20 protein-coding genes are annotated in these 18177 nt (G+C 48.7%); 4 read left to right on the top strand and 16 right to left on the bottom strand.

What is annotated here, in order from left to right; all coding sequences use genetic code 11:
* Window positions 1-107: 107 nt before the first annotated feature.
* The 8 genes from ACO6V5_RS02745 to ruvB all read right to left on the bottom strand — a co-directional run bounded on the left by ACO6V5_RS02745 (window position 108) and on the right by ruvB (window position 6619).
* Window positions 108-668: an OmpA family protein gene (locus ACO6V5_RS02745; protein WP_422134452.1), complete on the bottom strand. Its 561-nt coding sequence runs from the start codon at window positions 666-668 to the stop codon at window positions 108-110.
* A 288-nt stretch (window positions 669-956) separates the two neighbouring features.
* Window positions 957-2426 carry a Tol-Pal system beta propeller repeat protein TolB gene (gene tolB, locus ACO6V5_RS02740; RefSeq protein WP_422134453.1) on the bottom strand — a complete coding sequence of 490 codons (1470 nt, stop codon included), beginning with the start codon at window positions 2424-2426 and terminating at the stop codon, window positions 957-959.
* On the bottom strand, window positions 2423-3244 hold the full coding sequence (locus ACO6V5_RS02735) for an energy transducer TonB (RefSeq protein ID WP_422134454.1): 822 nt from the start codon (window positions 3242-3244) through the stop codon (window positions 2423-2425). The genes tolB and ACO6V5_RS02735 overlap by 4 nt, the downstream gene beginning before the upstream one ends.
* Before the next feature lie 79 nt (window positions 3245-3323).
* The gene (gene tolR, locus ACO6V5_RS02730) at window positions 3324-3770 is read right to left on the bottom strand and encodes a protein TolR (RefSeq protein ID WP_422134455.1); all 447 of its coding nucleotides are present in this window, start codon (window positions 3768-3770) and stop codon (window positions 3324-3326) included.
* Window positions 3771-3789: 19 nt separating this feature from the next.
* Window positions 3790-4464, bottom strand: a complete 675-nt coding sequence (tolQ, locus tag ACO6V5_RS02725) for a protein TolQ (RefSeq protein ID WP_422134456.1) — start codon at window positions 4462-4464, stop codon at window positions 3790-3792.
* A gap of 142 nt (window positions 4465-4606) precedes the next feature.
* On the bottom strand, window positions 4607-5020 hold the full coding sequence (gene ybgC / locus ACO6V5_RS02720; protein ID WP_422134457.1) for a tol-pal system-associated acyl-CoA thioesterase: 414 nt from the start codon (window positions 5018-5020) through the stop codon (window positions 4607-4609).
* A gap of 63 nt (window positions 5021-5083) precedes the next feature.
* Complete coding sequence (locus ACO6V5_RS02715) at window positions 5084-5548, bottom strand: hypothetical protein (RefSeq protein WP_422441893.1); 465 nt, start codon at window positions 5546-5548, stop codon at window positions 5084-5086.
* Window positions 5549-5608: 60 nt separating this feature from the next.
* Complete coding sequence (ruvB, locus tag ACO6V5_RS02710) at window positions 5609-6619, bottom strand: Holliday junction branch migration DNA helicase RuvB (RefSeq protein ID WP_422134459.1); 1011 nt, start codon at window positions 6617-6619, stop codon at window positions 5609-5611.
* Between the two features lie 224 nt (window positions 6620-6843).
* Between ruvB and rarD the strand changes: the two genes are divergently transcribed.
* The gene (rarD, locus tag ACO6V5_RS02705; protein WP_422134460.1) at window positions 6844-7719 is read left to right on the top strand and encodes an EamA family transporter RarD; all 876 of its coding nucleotides are present in this window, start codon (window positions 6844-6846) and stop codon (window positions 7717-7719) included.
* A gap of 63 nt (window positions 7720-7782) precedes the next feature.
* On the opposite strand, the gene ruvA is transcribed toward rarD, so the two are convergent.
* Window positions 7783-8394 (bottom strand): Holliday junction branch migration protein RuvA, encoded by a 612-nt coding sequence (gene ruvA / locus ACO6V5_RS02700; protein ID WP_422134461.1) that lies wholly within the window; start codon window positions 8392-8394, stop codon window positions 7783-7785.
* A gap of 138 nt (window positions 8395-8532) precedes the next feature.
* On the opposite strand from ruvA, the gene ACO6V5_RS02695 reads away from it, so the two are divergent.
* Window positions 8533-9078 (top strand): carboxymuconolactone decarboxylase family protein, encoded by a 546-nt coding sequence (locus ACO6V5_RS02695; RefSeq protein ID WP_422134462.1) that lies wholly within the window; start codon window positions 8533-8535, stop codon window positions 9076-9078.
* Here ACO6V5_RS02695 and ruvC read toward each other — a convergent pair.
* Window positions 9075-9602, bottom strand: a complete 528-nt coding sequence (gene ruvC, locus ACO6V5_RS02690; RefSeq protein ID WP_317142327.1) for a crossover junction endodeoxyribonuclease RuvC — start codon at window positions 9600-9602, stop codon at window positions 9075-9077. The genes ACO6V5_RS02695 and ruvC overlap by 4 nt on opposite strands.
* A 340-nt stretch (window positions 9603-9942) precedes the next feature.
* On the opposite strand from ruvC, the gene ACO6V5_RS02685 reads away from it, so the two are divergent.
* The gene (locus tag ACO6V5_RS02685; RefSeq protein WP_422138450.1) at window positions 9943-10128 is read left to right on the top strand and encodes a hypothetical protein; all 186 of its coding nucleotides are present in this window, start codon (window positions 9943-9945) and stop codon (window positions 10126-10128) included.
* Here ACO6V5_RS02685 and ACO6V5_RS02680 read toward each other — a convergent pair.
* From ACO6V5_RS02680 to ACO6V5_RS02660, 5 genes are all read right to left on the bottom strand, one after another.
* On the bottom strand, window positions 10125-10871 hold the full coding sequence (locus ACO6V5_RS02680; RefSeq protein WP_422134464.1) for a YebC/PmpR family DNA-binding transcriptional regulator: 747 nt from the start codon (window positions 10869-10871) through the stop codon (window positions 10125-10127). The two genes, ACO6V5_RS02685 and ACO6V5_RS02680, sit on opposite strands and share 4 nt — an antisense overlap.
* Before the next feature lie 98 nt (window positions 10872-10969).
* Window positions 10970-12751, bottom strand: coding sequence for an aspartate--tRNA ligase (aspS, locus tag ACO6V5_RS02675; RefSeq protein ID WP_422134465.1), 1782 nt, complete (start codon window positions 12749-12751; stop codon window positions 10970-10972).
* A gap of 122 nt (window positions 12752-12873) precedes the next feature.
* Window positions 12874-13134, bottom strand: a complete 261-nt coding sequence (locus tag ACO6V5_RS02670; RefSeq protein ID WP_422134466.1) for an FmdB family zinc ribbon protein — start codon at window positions 13132-13134, stop codon at window positions 12874-12876.
* 177 nt (window positions 13135-13311) lie between these two features.
* Window positions 13312-14808, bottom strand: coding sequence for a hypothetical protein (locus ACO6V5_RS02665; RefSeq protein WP_422411402.1), 1497 nt, complete (start codon window positions 14806-14808; stop codon window positions 13312-13314).
* A 2-nt stretch (window positions 14809-14810) separates the two neighbouring features.
* Complete coding sequence (locus tag ACO6V5_RS02660; protein WP_422411400.1) at window positions 14811-15296, bottom strand: hypothetical protein; 486 nt, start codon at window positions 15294-15296, stop codon at window positions 14811-14813.
* Window positions 15297-15985: 689 nt separating this feature from the next.
* On the opposite strand from ACO6V5_RS02660, the gene ACO6V5_RS02655 reads away from it, so the two are divergent.
* Complete coding sequence (locus ACO6V5_RS02655; protein ID WP_422411398.1) at window positions 15986-17245, top strand: OprD family outer membrane porin; 1260 nt, start codon at window positions 15986-15988, stop codon at window positions 17243-17245.
* A gap of 198 nt (window positions 17246-17443) precedes the next feature.
* On the opposite strand, the gene ACO6V5_RS02650 is transcribed toward ACO6V5_RS02655, so the two are convergent.
* Window positions 17444-17785 carry an HU family DNA-binding protein gene (locus ACO6V5_RS02650; RefSeq protein ID WP_317142335.1) on the bottom strand — a complete coding sequence of 114 codons (342 nt, stop codon included), beginning with the start codon at window positions 17783-17785 and terminating at the stop codon, window positions 17444-17446.
* Between the last annotated feature and the right edge of the window lie 392 nt (window positions 17786-18177).

Here is an 18177-nt window from a genome sequence, read left to right as displayed (position 1 = left end):
CCTGTCGGGCAGCCATGAGTCTGAAATGCTGCCCACCCAAGGGCTTTGCACCAGTGAATGGGCCATGGCTGCATTATGAAATCAATATTTTTCTAAAACTATGGCCATCAGTTGATCACAATGTGAGCACGACGGTTCATAGCCCAGGCAGTTGCATTGTGAGCCGGGTCCAGAGGCTTCTCAAAACCAAAGCTAATCACTTCAATGCGGCTTGGAGATACACCCTTGCTGACCAGGTAGTTCTTAACTGCATTAGCACGACGCTCGCCCAGAGCCAGGTTATATGTGCGAGTTCCGCGCTCATCCGTATTACCCTGAATGGTGATTTTCTTGCCACGGCCTTCAGAGGAATTCAGATAAATAGCCTGTACGTCCAGAGCCTTATAATCGCTCTCTTTCAGCTTAGAGCTGTCAAAAGCAAAGTGATAAGTTTTATGCGCCAGCAATTGTTCGATCTCTTCAGGGGTAGCCTGAATCTCACCGCTATCAATTACGGCTTGAACAGCAGGGCTATAAGCAGGGAAGGTTTCAATCACAACTTCTTCAGTCGCGAAGTCAGTGTTAGATTCAACATCAGAAGTACTCTGACCACCTGTAGAGGCACAACCAGCCAGCCAGAGTGCAGTGGCAGTGAGTGCGGTGGCTTTGACAAAATTGGCAAAACGCATGACAAGCTCCAATTGTTCGTTCAATGTTGGTAAATCAAAATCAATGTATTGATTGATGCAGTACAGTATCAGAACTGCAGACTCCGGACTAGCCCGAATACCAAGGGGGTCAGCTGAACTTGCAACTTCTTCGGCCTGAAATCCGGAAAGAGCGTCCAGCGCTACAGATGAATTTGATTGAATAAATTAACTATTCGCACAAGACCATTTGAAGAGCTGGCTCACTCTACTGAATTTTATGCTCGAATGCCAAGTTCGACTGACTCCAGCGAACCAATCCAACCCGATTTAGCGCTGTGTAGCTATTGATGGCCCCCAAACCGGCTCTCTGACATCACCCTCCGCCGATGGCAAGCGATATTTTACCCGACCATCCGCTGTAACAATGCCAAGCTCCCCGTTTTTGCCTCCCGATACCGCATAGATTAGACGACGGCCCCCAGGGGAAACACTGGGCGAATCTTCCAACCGGGCAGACGTAAGCTGACGCAGTCGTCCAGTATCAAGATCCAGAATGGCGATGTTAAATTCTGTGGCTCCCTGACCTTTATGGACTAGTGCCAGAGATTTACCATCAGGGAATACTTTAGCACGGGCATTGAATTTACCAGTAAACGTCAGCCGTTTAGGTTTGCCTTCAGCAACCACAGTACCGTTCGACAACCTGTCAAGACCGATCTGATAAATCTGGGCACTGCCTCCCCGGTTAGATGTAAAGATCAGACTTTTCCCATCTGGCATCCAGTCTGGCTCAGTATCAATCGAGAAATGTGATGTAATCTGACTGAGTTTGTCAGTGGCCAGATCCATCACATAAATGTCCGGATTCTGCTCCTTGGACAGAACCAGTGCCAACTGCCTGCCATCAGGAGAAAATACCGGAGAGCTGTTCAACCCTTTGAAGTCAGTTATCTTCTGACGTTTACCGGTAGCCAGTTCCTGAATATAGATAGCCGGACGACCGGTTTCAAAAGAAGCATAGGCAACACGACTGCCGTCGGGTGACCAGCTCGGTGACAGTATAGGCTCTCTTGAACGAAGTATCTCGCGCTGGCGCTGACCATCGGCATCGGCATAGTTTAGACTGTAATCCGTATGTTCAGCACTTTTACGATCAGCAGTGACATACATGATTCGGGTCGAGAAATCGCCGGGAATACCGGTGATCTTTTCGTATATCGCATCACTGATATGATGAGCCAACCCGCGCAGCTGACTTTCATCGCCTCGAACCCTGCCTTTCATAATGCTTTTCTGGCGAACAATATCAAACAGCTGATAGTCCACTTCAAACGTATTGCCTTCCTGTTTAACCTCTCCGGTAACCAGGTAGGAAGCACCCAGTATATTCCAGTCACGGTAAACAACATCTTTGGCACTGGATGGAAAGCTGAGCATATCCTTTCTGGGCAAAGCTGCAAACAGGCCGCTGAAATGAAGGTTATCTTCTACAACAGAAGCCATATCTTCGGGCAGAATTTTCTTACCATTCCAGCTGAAGGGTGGTACTGCCACCTTGACGGCCTTGTCATTACCCTGGGTTACTTCGATTGTGAGAATGGCCTGAGCACTCTGCATTGATAACAGCAGGGCAACAAACAGAGATGAGACCAAAACGCTCCTACTTCGGAACCATGAAAATATTGCAGAAGAGATTAATAGGTAAACACGACGACAGGTGTCTTCCCTGAAGACAGTCTGCTTACTTTTAAAGCTGCCCGACAATCCGGCAGAAAACCATTGCAGTTGTTGCTTCATCTCACCAGATCCTCTGGCCTGAACCTAAAGTTAATGCGCTTGAATTTATTATCGAACACACGCCGTTCCAGCTTTTTCAATTCAGGAAAAGGCGCCGCCCTCTGTATCGCCTGTACGACAGAACGATCATAGGCATCATTACCACTGCCTTCAAGCAACCTTACTTCCAGCAAGTCACCAAAAGGCGACAGACTGAGCTGAACCAGAGCCACCATATTGTTACGGGCACTGGGCGGTCGGTTCCAGTTCCGGGCAATAAGGTTTTTCAGCAGTTCGGAGTAGTAAGCTACTTCTCCAGCCTCTTGTTCTGCCTGCTCGGCAGCAACTGCCTGAGCCTGTTCACGGGCAACCCGCTCCTGCTCAAGCTGTCTGAGTAACGCTTCCTGTTGCTTTTTCTTCCTGTTTTCTTCAGCCAGACGCTGCTGTCGCTCTTGTTCTTTACGAGCTGCTTTTTCCTTTTTTGCTTTCTCTTTGGCTGCATGCTCTTTTTTCAGAGCCAGCTCTTTCTGTTTTTTAATTTCTGCCTGTCGGCGGGCTTCTTCTTTGCGCTTCTGAGCAGCAAGCTCACGAGCTTTTTGTGCCGAGTTGTCTACAACAGGCTTGGGCGCTGGCGGTATTGGCTTTGGCTGGGCAATTTCAACGACACTGGCTTTGATACTTTTTGGCGCTACAATCCTCAACTCATCTGCAGTTGACCAGTCCCAGGACACCAGACCCAGTATCAGAACGTGCAGCAGTAAGGAAAACACCACTGCAAACCCGTAACCCTGAAAAAGCTTATGATTCAATAAAGCACCGATCAATGGAATTTTCTTCATTACAGCCCTGCGTTCCACAACACCATGATCATGATTTGTTCTGACTGACAGTCAAACCAGGGGATAACACTTTCTATCATCAGCGCTTCGTCCGTTCATTGAGCAACGCAGGATCTGTAATCAATCCCACATCATTAACACCTACTCCCTGTAATCTGGCCATCAGCTCAACCACTGAGCCATAGTCAACTTTACGATCCCCCTTTATCAACACCCGGGTCTCGGGACTGGCAGAAAGAACCTTACCTACCTTCTCACTGATTTCATCCATTCCTTTGGCACTTTCCTGATGACCGCCCAGATCAATAAAGAACTTGCCATCGGACTGGACAGAGATAATCAGAGTCTTGGCATCATCAGGCAGTGGCATCGGATTACTGGTTGCCTTCGGAAGTTCTACCTTTACCCCCTGAGTCAGCATCGGGGCACTGACCATAAAGGCCACCAGCATGACCATCATGATGTCGATAAACGGCACCATGTTGATTTCTGACATCGGCTTGCGCCGGGTTCTGGATCGAGCCATGATTTTTTTACTCGCTCCCTTAGCCTGCACTGTGACGACTGTGAACCTTACGATGAAGAATACTGGAAAATTCATCCGCAAAGGTCTCGTAGTTCGACAGCAGGGCTTCCACTCTGGATGCGTAACGGTTATAAGCTACCACCGCAGGAATCGCAGCTACCAGACCAACCGCTGTCGTCATCAGGGCTTCAGCAATACCAGGAGCAACCGATGCCAGAGTGGCCTGCTGCACATTTGCCAGCCCACGGAAAGAGTTCATAATGCCGACTACGGTACCGAACAGACCAACATAAGGACAGGTCGAACCGACACTGGCCAGAAAGGGCAGATGCGTTTCCAGTTTTTCCTGCTCACGGGAGATGGCCACTCTCATGGCTCTCTGTGTGGCTTCCATGACAGCATCAGCCTCTCCAGTACCCTGAGAACGCATGCGGGAAAACTCACTAAAGCCTGAACGGAAAACCAATTCCAGACCACCCAGGTCTTCTTCTTTGTCCAGCTCTTTATAGAGCTGGGTCAGATCCATCCCCGACCAGAAGCGATCTTCAAAGGCCGTCATATTGCGTTGAGCGGAACGAATGAGTACGCCACGCTGAACGATCATCACCCAGGAAACAACAGATGCCACCACCAGCAGTATCAGCACCAGTAAAACGATCCAACTGGCATTGCCTACCAGTGACCAAATGGACATGCTATCTGCCACTGAAAACCTCGCTTTTAATTTGATTAATACTTGTTAGAGAAATGATCATCGACAATCATTCTGGAATCGGGCCAGACGCTGTGACTGCATTTTCATGATAAACAGGCAGTTATGGATAGTACCACCAATCTCAGGGCGAATTGCTGTCAGGACTTAATTTATTCCGTAAGGATTCTGTAATCGCTGTGGGTTTTCTGCTCTGACTGTTCAGGCAAGCCACCACAAACCGACCTTCACATATCAAAAGACCTTCACGAAAACACTGTTGCAGAAAAACCATCCTGGCTTTACCCATACTTTCAACTGCGACAGTCACGTTAAGAGAGTCATCCAACCGGGCAATGTGTTTGAACTGAACAGAAGCATCAACCACTACCAGCTGCTTCTTTTCCTTCAACAACTTCTGGTGGTCATAACCGGTAGTTCGCAGATATTCGGTTCTGGCTCGCTCCATAAACTTCAGGTAATTGACGTGATATACGATGCCGCCGGCATCGGTATCTTCATAATAGACTCGAATGGGAATAGAAAAGGTATCAGTCACAGAGCAGTACACATAACATTAAACCAGATCAGAGACTGCCAGAGACGCCGATACCCTGGCAAGTTAATAACACGATGAACGACCACAATGAGGGAAATTATGAGGCGGAGGATAGGAGCCTTTATTGAGTTTTTCCTCATCCAGTCTCTGCTTGTTCAGGCGTTGTTCCTGCTCTGTTCTGCGTTGCAGCAAATCAGGAGCTGGAACGGGTTTGTGCAAACGTTTCAAGGCTTGGGTGGCTTCCGGAATCCCCCATCGAGCCGCCATGGAGTAACGCTCAACAGCCTGGGCTAAGGAAGCTGTTGTACCCACTCCCTGCTCGAAGCAGACTCCGGCATGATACAGATCAATCGGCAGCTGGCTGGAACCATGAAGCACCTGCGAGCAACTTGCCTCCGAGACAGAGAAAGGTGCAGAGTAGAGCCCTGGACGCATTGGCGCCGCTTCCGTAGTAATAGTCTGACAACCACTCAGAGCAGTGAGCGACAGAACAAATAGACAGTAGATTCCCAAAATTCTCATGAGCATCAGCGTTTCCTTAGCCACTCGTTTTTCAAAAGAACGATCCAGATATTAAACCGGAAAGACTTATTCTTCTATCCGGTAGTCAAGCCCAAAATGCAAGTATGCGTGCTTGGTGACCATCCGCCCTCTGGGGGTTCTCATCATATAGCCCTGTTGAATAAGATAAGGCTCCAGGACATCTTCGATGGTATCCCTCTCCTCACTGATGGCAGCCGCCAGACTGTCTACCCCGACCGGCCCACCATCAAACTTTTCGATCATGGCCAACAGCAGCCGTCTGTCCATATGATCAAAACCGCTGGCATCAACATCCAGCATATTCAATGCGGCATCGGCCGTCTCCTTGTGGATCACACCATTCCCCTTTACTTCGGCAAAATCACGCACCCTTCTCAGCAATCGGTTGGCAATTCTGGGCGTTCCTCTGGAGCGTCGGGCAATCTCTCCTGCACCTTCCTTATCAATCCCCACCCCGAGAATTCCGGCAGAACGTTCTACGATATAAGTCAGGTCCTCAATATTATAAAACTCCAGCCTCTGTACAATACCAAAACGATCCCGGAGCGGAGACGTCAGCAGACCCGCCCTGGTTGTCGCTCCCACCAAGGTAAAGGGAGGCAGGTCCAGCTTGATAGATCGCGCAGCAGGGCCTTCACCGATCATGATGTCCAGCTGATAATCTTCCATCGCCGGATACAATACTTCTTCCACTACCGGACTGAGGCGGTGAATTTCATCAATAAACAGAATGTCATTGGGCTCAAGATTGGTCAGAAGAGCTGCCAGGTCACCCGCTTTTTCCAGCACCGGGCCAGAAGTCGTTCGAATATTGCTGCCCATCTCATTGGCAAGGATGTGGGAAAGCGTGGTTTTACCCAGCCCCGGAGGTCCGAATATAAGGGTATGATCAAGGGCATCATTACGAAGTCTTGCAGCCTGGATAAAAATTTCCATCTGCTCCCTGACTTTTGGCTGTCCCACATAATCAGCCAGTTTTACCGGGCGAATAGCCCGATCCAGCACCTCTTCCAGAGGGCGTTCTGAGGAGGATATCAATCGATCTGCTTCAATCATGTTCTAGCTCGTCTACCATTACTCTCAGCGTACCATCTCCAGTCTGTTAAAAAAATAATCCAGCTTTGGGAACAAAACGCTACATTTAATCGTCCAAGCACTCTGAACGTAAAAAGAGCACTTGCGAGCACTTAGCTGCCCGGGGGTGCATTACCTTTTAAACTTCGGAGTCATCGGACTCCTATACTCTCTGTTTTAAATTCTGATTAAAGGAAGTACTCAGAATGAATACACATTTGGTTTCTGGAAAAGGCCTGACTAACTCGGTCATGGCCTCCGTGATGTTCGGGCTTGTGCCCATTTATGTACAGTTTATTAAGCTGTCCGGAAATACCCTGTTCTGGAACAGGGTCATTTTCAGCGCTCTCTGCCTGACAATGGTCTGCTATCGCATGGACCGGCTCCGGGGCTTCAGGGCGGTTTTTCTCTGCCGGAAAACTGTGCTGATGCTATCCCTGGGTGGTTTGATTGTTGGCTTTCAGTGGTGGCTGTTTGTCTGGGGCCCCGTGAATGATAAAACACAGGATCTCTCCCTTGGCTATTTTTTGCTGCCACTCACCCTGGCATTAACCGGCAAGCTGGTATTTAACGAGAGACTGAACAAGGCTCATTACTTTGCCATGGGGTCCGCGTCATTAGGCGTGCTTGCCATGATTTGGCAACAGGGCTCATTACCCTGGGTCAGCCTGGCAGTGGCCGGACTTTATCCGGTGTATTTCATCATCCGTAAACCTTTGCAGGTCGATACCTTGCCAGCCCTGCTTTTTGAGCACCTGTTGTTCCTTCCGGCTGGTATTTTCATACTGATGAGTGATCAGAGTTTTATGCAAAACCTGACCCATTCCGTCACTCTTTGGTATCTGCTGCCAGGTCTGGGGCTACTCTGCAGCCTGTCACTGATCTGCTACATCAACGCCTCCAGGCATCTGTCTGTCAGTTTGTTTGGCCTGTTGAGCTACCTGGAGCCTGCTTTGATATTTGTGGTGGCTGTCACCGTTCTCGGAGAAGTCTTCACCTTACAGCAGTGGCTCAGCTATAGCTTTATCTGGCTGGCAACGGCAGCCATCTGCGTTGACTCGGTCAGGAAGTTCATCCGGTAAACTACAAAGCAGACAAGCAGGTGAGACTCAATCGTCTCACCTTTTAAATAAGACGCGGTGTTATCAGATCATACTTTTCAGAGCCTGACGAATCAGCTCTTCACTGGTCATGCCATCCTTGAGCAACTTACCAATGACTTTGCCGGCTTCCTGGGGTTTATAACCCAGAGCCACCAGAGCACTGACGGCTTCCTGTTCAATATCTTTTGCTTCGGCAGCCATTTCGCCACCGGCAACCAGAGGCTTACCTTCCAGCAGAGGTGCTGACTGCCAACGATCCAGCTTATCTTTCATTTCAACAATCAGCCGCTCGGCTGTTTTTTTACCCACACCCGGCAACTTCACCAAAGTGGCACTATCACCTTCCTGCACACAGCGCACAAAAGCATCAGCTTCTATACCGGACAACAGGGTCAGTCCGAGCTTGGGACCAACCCCATTGACCTTGATCAGAGTTCTAAACAACTCCCGCTCATCACGATTGCTAAAACCGTATAGGAGCTGAGCATCTTCGCGCACTACAAAGTGGGTATATAACACGACCTCCTGACCAACGTCCGGCAGTTTATAAAAAACCGACATCGGAGCTTCCACTTCATACCCGATACCATGGGTCTCTATCAGCAAATGAGGGGGCTGTTTGTCAGCCAGAAGGCCCCGAATTCTTCCAATCATCCTGTTTTCCAAATCTTTTATTTTCTGACTATAAGGTCAGAACGCCTAACAATACGACGAGGGCGTAGAACTCCTGAGAATTGTCACTCTCTAATCACTAAGAGAAGTTCAATTCGATGATCTGAAGGAGCTGCCCCCTTGAAGAAACTTCGCACATTTCTGGGATCACTCTGGCAGATCCTGCCCGAGGCTGGCCTGGCCAGTGAATACCACCCAGCTGTATCCGGTGGCCCTATTCCCATCCCTTTCATCAAGTCACAAAAATCTTTGTTAAAGGAAGATTTCCCGGGACGCCCGGCAAACTCACCTGAGCTTGATAAGCCTGCTCGCAGCTTCATCAGTTATATACAAGGCTACAGCAGCCTCCCGATGAGAGATCGCGCTCTGGTTGCCCTGAGAAGTGCGTACATTTGCAATACCAGACACCTGATCCCGGATATTGCTCAATGTGCACTGGATACGGGACTGAAAGCCAGTGATGTACAAATGGTTTCCCGTGGCCATCTGGCACCGGGCTGGGACAACAAACAACGCCTGTTACTGAAAACCACTGAAGAACTCTACAAAGAACAGATCATAAGTCCGGAGAACTGGAAAGAACTGAAGAAAATCTACACGCCACAACAGATCCTGGATCTGGTGTTTTGCATTGCTTCCTTTCACCTTTGTGTCCACCCAAACTAAGACTGCCCCGTAAGACGACGACGTCGAGTACCCGTAGCACCCGCCATCCTGACCAGACTGGAACGAGTATGAGCATGACAAAGAGCAACCGCCAGAGCGTCCGCAGCATCGGCCTGAGGGGTATCATTCAAGTCAAGGATCGACTTCACCATGTGCTTTACCTGGTACTTATCCGCAGAGCCTTTACCAACCACAGCCTGCTTGACCTGCCGGGCAGAGTATTCCGACACCTCAATATTGTGATTAACCACAGCCACAATGGCCGCAGCCCTGGCCTGACCCAGTTTCAGTGCCGAATCAGCATTTCTGGACATAAACACTTGCTCCACACCAACGGACTGCGGGATGTAACGTTCGATCAAAGTGCTGATGCCTTCATAAATCTGCTGCAAGCGCTCAGGTAGAGGCGCCTCCCGGATGCGAATACAACCGGACGCCACATAATGTGTTTTATTGCCTACTTCTTCAATTAATCCATAGCCGGTAATTCTTGAGCCCGGATCTATCCCCATCAGGATGGCCATTCAGAATGTATTCTCAAGTCAGATGTCGCTATTTTCAATGACAGCGTTTGATGCCCCCCGGGGTCAATGAGTGCGACAGCTTCTGCCAAAAAAATCTGACAGGCGAGGGTTCAAAGTCATGGTTATGTCAAAAGGATACTGTACACCCATACAATATACCAGCGGTGCCGGTGGGTATCAGAAACTTACAATTCAAGAACACTGAATTACCAAATTTGCCTGTGAGTAACGATAGAAGCAGCTTAGTATTTCTCTGGTAATACTTTCGTGGCGAGAACCGCAAAGATCATTGTTCTTGCTCAAGACTGTTTTACTCCACAAGATGATCCGGAAACGATTAATGTCCGACCTGCTAAAAACATTAATGATTATCACAGGCATCATTATTCTATTGTTTATGCTGCTGGTAGGCTTCAATGTCTGGGCGTTCACAGATATTCCAGCCGGGCTGGTATCTCCGGAACAGAAACAAAAAAACCCCGACACTTTCGTTATCGAGGCTCTTCACACCGACAGAACAACTTAGTCCAGCTGCGCCATCACTTCGGCAGGAATGTCAGCGTTAGTGTAAACATTTTGCACATCGTCCAGGTCTTCGAGACGATCCACCAGCTTCATGATTTTTTCAGCACCGTCTTTGTCCAGTTCAGTCCGGGTAGAAGCGATCATCGCTACTTCGCCGCCCGCTGGTTTCAAACCTGCAGCTTCAATAGCTTCTTTTACTGCCATGAACTCAGTCCACTCAGTGACCACTTCAATGGAGCCATCGTCGTTAGTCAGTACATCTTCGGCACCGGCTTCCAGAGCAGCTTCCATGACAGTGTCTTCATCCAGACCCGGTTCGAAGAAGATTTGCCCCTTACGCTCAAACAGGTAGGCTACAGAACCGTCAGTACCCAGATTACCACCATGCTTGGAGAAAGCATGGCGTACTTCTGCAACGGTACGGTTACGGTTGTCTGTCAGACATTCCACCAGCACCGCGATACCGCCAGCACCATAACCTTCGTAGGTCACTTCTTCCATGTTGGAATCGTCATCACCACCGGCACCACGAGCAATCGCCCTGTTGATGGTGTCACGGGTCATATTGGCACCCAGAGCCTTGTCAACCACCTGACGCAGCTTGGGGTTATCCTCGATATTCCCACCGCCCTGCTTGGCCGCCACCACCAACTCACGAATGATCTTGGTGAAGATTTTGCCACGCTTGGCGTCCTGAGCCGCCTTACGGTGTTTGATATTGGCCCATTTACTATGACCTGCCATAGAAAATACCCTTTATCTCTTCTTGAACAGGCCGGTAAAAACCGGCCTCAGCAATTTATAAAATGGTCGCAGACGTTTTCTGGAACAGCCGCAGACGCTCAGTGACTGGTTGCAGACGCCGGATCACGACGAATACGGATATTCAGATCGCGTAGCTGGGTGGCATCCACTTCGCCCGGAGCCTGAGTCAGCAGACAGGCTGCGGACTGAGTTTTCGGGAAGGCAATAACGTCACGAATATTATCGGTCCCGCACAGCAGCATAACCAGACGGTCAAGCCCAAACGCCAGACCACCATGGGGAGGCGCACCGTATTTAAGAGCGTCCAGCAGGAAGCCAAACTTTTCCTGCTGCTCTTCTTCCTCAATTTTCAGGATACGAAATACTGTCTGCTGCATTTCCTGGTTGTGAATACGAACAGAACCACCACCGACTTCATAGCCATTGATAACCATGTCATAGGCACGGGAAAGCGCTTCAGCAGGATTTGCTTCAAGCTCTTCAGGTGAAGTCGTTGGCGCTGTGAATGGATGGTGCAGCGCGGTCAGTTCACCGTCGTCTGTTTCTTCAAACATTGGAAAGTCAACAACCCACAGTGGCGCCCACTCTTTCGTATACAAATTCAGGTCAGCACCGACCTTACAACGCAATGCACCCAGAGCTTCGTTGACTACCTTCTCTTTGTCTGCACCAAAGAAGACGATATCGCCATTGCTGGCATCCAGACGCTTCATAATCTTCATGGTGACATCGTCGCCCAGGAACTTGATGATCGGAGACTGAAGACCGTTTGCGCCGTTTTCGATTTCATTGACCTTGATCCAGGCCAGACCCTTGGCACCGTAGATGCTGACAAACCGGGTGTAGTCATCAATCTGCTTACGGGAAAGTTCAGCTCCACCGGGTACTTTCAGTGCGGCTACACGCCCCTTCGGATCTTCAGCCGGTCCTTTGAAGACCTTGAATTCAACGCCGGCCATCAGATCAGCAACGTCCACCAGTTCCAGAGGGATACGCAGGTCTGGCTTATCAGAACCATAAAGGTTCATGGCTTGTGCAAAAGTCATGTGCGGGAATTCACCCAGTTCAACACCACCTACCTTTTTAAAAGTGGTCTTAACCAGGTCTTCAGCCATACCCATGATCCTGGACTCGTCCATGAAGGAGGTTTCGATATCGATCTGAGTAAATTCTGGTTGACGGTCAGCACGCAGATCTTCGTCACGGAAGCATTTTACAATTTGATAGTAACGATCAAAACCTGCCACCATCAGCATTTGCTTGAACAGCTGGGGAGACTGTGGCAGCGCAAAGAACTTACCTTCGTGAGTTCGACTGGGTACCAGGTAATCGCGGGCACCTTCCGGGGTCGCACGGGTCAGAACAGGGGTTTCAACATCCAGATAACCCTGCTCATCCATAAAGCTGCGAACAGCACTGGTCAGCTTGCTGCGAAGGATCATTTTTTCCTGCATTTCCGGACGACGCAGGTCAATAACACGGTTTTTCAGACGAACTTCTTCACCTACATCGGTGTAGCCTTCGATCTGGAAAGGCGGTGTCTGGGCTTCATTCAGGATTTCTACCTGCTTACCCAACACCTCAATTTCACCGGTGCCCATATTGGTGTTTACAGTGCCTTGGGGACGGGGGCGTACAAATCCGGTGATTTTCAGCACATATTCACTGCGTGCTTTATCAGCGAGAGCAAACGCCTCTTCGGTGTCAGGATCAATAACAACCTGGGCGATACCTTCACGGTCTCGCATATCCAGGAAGATCACACCACCATGGTCGCGACGTCGGTGTACCCATCCACACAGGGTAACCTCATGCCCGTCATGGGAGAGATTCAGTTCGCCGCAATAATGGCTGCGCATAACATACCTCGAAACTGGGGGGCTGTTCAGGTTCAGCACAGAATTATCTGAAATTTTGTGCCTGAATTTATGGTTTTGAGTCACTCCGGGTGAAGCACAACCTCAGCGCTCAAATGACCGAATTATTCACTGGCGGCTGCAGCGCCGCCCGAGCCCTTGGCAGGGCCCTGATTATCATTGCAGGACAGATTCTTCTTATTGCCACTCTTGAAGTCTGTTTCATACCAGCCGCCACCTTTCAGCCTGAAGGCCGGGGCACTCAACAGTTTTTTCAATTCAGGCTCACCACAGACACCACAGTCAGTCAGAGGTGCATCGCTGAACGCCTGAATCACTTCCTGCACACCACCGCAACTTCCGCACTGATATTCGTAGATCGGCATTGAATCTGTCTATCCTTTGTTTGCCATTGTCAGAACTGGGGCATTATACCTGAACCCTTGATTTTCACCAGATAGTGTCCAGACCAATAATCAGAAAATAGAGACGGGATCAGGGATATTTTCGATGACTGTGCAGACTTTACGAAAGACGAGGAAGGGAGCCCCTCCCCGTTGCTCTCAAACTCGATTACTTTTGCTGATTTGAACAGCTGCCTCCTGCTGCTTTTCCAGCGACTCAGCGACTTCCAGTAGAATCGACTCAAAATCCTGCAGATGCTCAGCAACACTCTTGCGTTGAGCATCCACATTCTCAGCCACTTCATCGAGGTGATCTTCTTTCACATCCTGAGTTTCCTGACCTTCTTCCAGCTTTGATTCCATCCAGAGGCGGGCAAAAACCTGAGGACTGCTTGCACCTTCAAAACTGAGATTATCACCCCGGTGAGTCTCCGCTGCAGGGTTGACTGCATCCTCCAGCGCCTTTTCTGAGGGGACGCTATGCAAAGCAATAGCGAACCCTTCTTCCACTGCAGGAGAGTTTCTTGCCTGAGGTTTATCGTCAAGGAGCTGAACAGCACTTCTCAGCTCTGCAGGGTCAGAGGGAGAGAATACCTGTTGCAGAGTCTCCAGATCCTCAGTGGCAAGAAACTGATTAGCACCCTCCTCAAGCTCAATCCGGTCATCCTCTGACCGGATTTCACCTTCTTTGTGCTCTTTATCCAGCGACTTTACTCCGTCCTCGCTCTGCTCCCTTCTTCTGAACTCCCTTACCTGCTCTTTCTGAGCCCTCTGTTCGAGCTCTTTTACGGCTTGCACACCTTCTTCACCGGTTTTCATAGCAGCAGGATCGAACCGCTGACGAATTCGCCCCAGCAGACTGTTAACACGCACAAACTCTGACGTCACTGTGTTCAGCTGTCTGTTAGCTCTGAGTAATGCGGCATGATCTGCGGTATTACTGGCTTCCAATGTCTTCATCTGCTGGCTCAGAGCACTGATTTCTGTGGCAACACCTGCAATTTGATAGTCGAGCGCTGTAATTTCATTCATCAACCGGTTTATTTGACCACCGCTGCTATTGTTACCGGCTTGATTGGACTGAGCACTGGCCAATTCAGCCTCTTTCAGGGTTTTATGAAGATTTTTGCTGGCCAGGAGTTCTGCATAGACTTCCCGCTGAGCCGCTATGTCATTTAAATCCCTGGTTCTGGATCGAATAGTTTCTCTCAGATTAAGGGCATTGACTGCACTATCCTCCCTCCTGCTTTGCTGATAGACCCGATTGCTGAAATTCTGATCGATAGAAGCAGCACTCACCATAGCCTGAGCATCACTGATCATCCCTTTAACAATAAGAATGAGTGACTGAGTGTCACTAATATCTATATCCTCAGCATTGAAGCGACGATTGAATTCATGCACTGCTGCCCTGAAGCCATCCAGTCTGGCGTCAAAAGCTTTTTGGAGAAAGTCACGACTGTCGGCATTGGAGACGCCTGGCTGATCTGGACTGACACTGACCGCCTGACCGCTATTGCTATTTTGCGAGCTGGAAATCGAATTCGAATTACTGAATCCCTGGCTCACCTGCGCCTGTGCTGGAGTTTGAGATACCTGCCCACTCTGTTGCACAGGAGTCTGGGATATTCCGGAATTGGGATCGACTGGATTCATAGTCACTTCCTCCCTGAAGGTTCTATAAGATAGTGCTTTAGTTGTTTGGCCTGCTTTCGCTCTTCTTCCCACCCTTTGGATGATTTCAGAATTTTCGCTGCATTTGATAGTGCTTTCACCGCCAATTTTCGATTTTTCAGACGAATAAAGCACTCCGTCATACAAATTGAAGGACGAGGATCTTCATTATCCAACCTTTCGGCATAACTCAGTGCGGGGATTGCAGCTGCATCCTGGTTTAAATGATGAAGCGCCAACCCTATTCCCAGATAGTAACGAGAACTGCGATGATCCAGAAGAGCCAGATAACGGAAGACTTTAAGAGCTTCTGCGTAGTGACCAATACCAAAATGACTGAATCCAAGCTGATAGATGGCTTCCATCTGCCCCTGATCCAGCCCTCTTAATTCACGTATCGTTCCGCCCCGTCTTAAATAAGTCAGCCAAAGGTCTTTTCCTGCTTCAGCATTTTGCTGCAAGCTGTTCATATTTCATCCCTGAAAAACAAATGATCTCAATTCATTATAAACATTCATTTTTTTCTGACTTTCATTCATTAATCCTGTCAAACCAACAAAAAGAAATTAAAAGAACTAATTTTTATTCATTAAGATGATTTGCAAAATATCAGATCGCTGTTTTACTCAAGTACTCATATTGCCTAAACACTTAATCAAAAAGGGCTGGGCCTGATAATTTCAAGTTTCATGTCTTCTTACGTTTGAAACTTGTCGTTATAACTACGATGAGTGCTGCTCTGATGTTGTCATTCGTTTAGCTGGCAAGTCGGCTGATGGAGATAGTTGTGGCATATTAGGTCTGGAAAAATATCATAGGCGTTGCCAGAATTGAGCAAGACTCTGTTCATGTCCGGTTCTGCGGCACTTCTATGAGTACGAGGACATGACTGTTACTCACCTCGATGTCGGTTATACAGTCGGTGCCTTATTGGGGCGGGATTGCTGGATAGCTTTATCATACAAGGATGCGGCCCCGCTAAACGCTTGTACAAAAGATGTGAGATTTTTCTAAACCCTGTTGCATCCTGTTAAGGATTGTATAAGAATCACTCTTAGCCCTATGGGGAGGTTTCGCAGTACATTCCGTCCGAGCAGTACAAGGATTTTTGAAACCAGGGCTAGAACACACATCGAATGCAGCAAGGAGCTGAACACTAATGAAACTCGCACAAATCAGTGCACTGAGTGCTGCCATTTTTATGGCTACCTCTGCTCAGGCTAACGCCTTCCTGGACGAATCAAGCCTGAACCTGGAGTTGCGCAACTTCTATCAAGCCAAAACCGCTGACAAAGAACCAACCAAAAGTGGCGACACTGTGGATTACGCTAATTCTCAGTGGGCGCAGGGTGTTCGTCTTGACTTCTCGTCTGGGTATTTTGAGAACATCGTTGGGTTGGACTTGGGTGCTTACTACTCTCTGAAATTGGGCGCCTCTAACATCGATCTCATTGATGAGAGCCTTAAAAATCCCGGCCTGCTAAGGGTTGACGGCAATGGCGATTCCCACAGCTACGGCAAAACATCCTACGCAATCAAATTCAACCTGTTCGACATGGGTGTAGCGAAATACGGACGCATGTTCCTAGACACACCTCTAGTCAACGACTCTGACAGCCGTGTTCTGCCAAGCCTGAGCGAAGGTTTCTACGCAGACGTCACCGTATCCGGCTTGTCTGCTCACACTGCCTGGATCACGAAAGGTAATGGTAAAACCGCGTCAGGCTTTGAAGATTACGAAGCAGGCGACGACGGTGACAGTGAAGCAGTAATGACACTAGGTGGAGCCTATGACTTTGGCAACGGTTTGGAGTTGAGCGCCGACTATGCAAGCCAGAGCAACTTTGCCAAAAAATATCTGGGTGAAGCCAGCTTCTCTACTGAAATTGAAGGTGTTGAAGTGGGTGTGGCCGGTCAGTATGGACAAGTCAGCCGGACAGGTGATAACAAAAAAGCTGACAAGGACAATAGCCAATATACCTACGGCCTGAAATTAGAGGCAGGCGTGGGTCATGCTGACTTTGGCGTTGCATACACTAAAGTTGAAAGCACAGATATTGGTAGCTACATAGTTGGCTGGAGTGGCGGTGATGATGACACTGGCTACTTCGGTTACAACTCCATACAGATCTCTGACTTCGATGACAATGGTCAAAAAGCCTGGGGCTTCTCTGCCGGCTACGACTTTGAAGGCATTGTTGACGGTCTGAGCGTCAAAGGTATTTATGTCATGGGCGACACGAAGACTCAAGACGAGACTGAATACAACATTGACATCAACTATGCAATCCCTCAAGTTGAAGGTCTGACCGCTCGCCTGAGATACGCTAAAAATACAAAAGAACCATCAGGCAGTGCTGATGACATTGTTGCTACAGACACACGCGTGATCCTGAAGTACAACGTCGCTGTATTCTGATCTAACCATCAGAAAAGCAACCTTATGAAGCCTCTGCACATGCAGGGGCTTTTTTATTGCCGAAAGCAGCAAACCGACTTAAACAGCACCCCATCAAAAGGCAATCATTGCTAAACAAATACATCAGACACTAAAAAGGGAGGCTGAGTACCTCCCTTGAAGGACTGAAAAAAACTCAAAGAGTCAACACCAGCGTCATCACGAAGCGGCGTATTCCTTGAGCTTTTTCAAAGGACGCACCTTGACCTGAATACTGGCCGGCTTGGCGGGCACATCCATTAACTCGCCAGGCTTGAATGGATTGGGTACGCCTTTCTTGGCTTTCTGAGCAGGTTTTTTCCTGGTCACGATCTTGAGCAGTCCCGGAAGAGTGAACTCGCCACAGCCCCGCTTCTTGATATGACGTTCTACCAGTATTCCCAACTCTTCCAGCACAGCGCCCACTTCTTTCCGACTCAAACCGGTACTCTCTGAAATATCAGCAAGAATCTGGGTTTTACTGTACTTATCCTTGATAGCTGTGGCTTTCTTCGCTGCCATACAATTACTCTCCTGATGGATTTTCCCTGTAGGTTACCTTCCGCACCAGCGGATTGTGATCTGCCACTTCACCAGGCTGATTTAATGTTTCACGAGGCAAGTCCGAAAAATCGGACATTAAACTTCCCTAACCTCAGAGAGCCTGCAAAACCAGACTTTTGAAACATCTGAAATCACTATAACAAGTGATTTTTTACAGTGGTAGTCTTTTTTACACCCTTTTAAGCATTGCCATAGCCCTCTATATAAGGGGCATAGAAAGAGTTTGAGATAGAAGCACAATGACGTTACATTAATCCTTACAGCAGTGTTACGCTGTGGCTTTTTGTTGCCCGTTTGTTTGCGCGCTGAATTGACCGCATTACTGATTTCAAAGCATTCCCATAATTTCG

Origin of the sequence: Endozoicomonas sp. ALD068, from assembly GCF_049310145.1 — a bacterium.
Taxonomy (GTDB): Bacteria; Pseudomonadota; Gammaproteobacteria; order Pseudomonadales; family Endozoicomonadaceae; genus Endozoicomonas_A.
The sequence above is the reverse complement of the archived record's forward strand: the minus strand, read 5'-3'. Positions and strand labels throughout refer to the sequence as shown.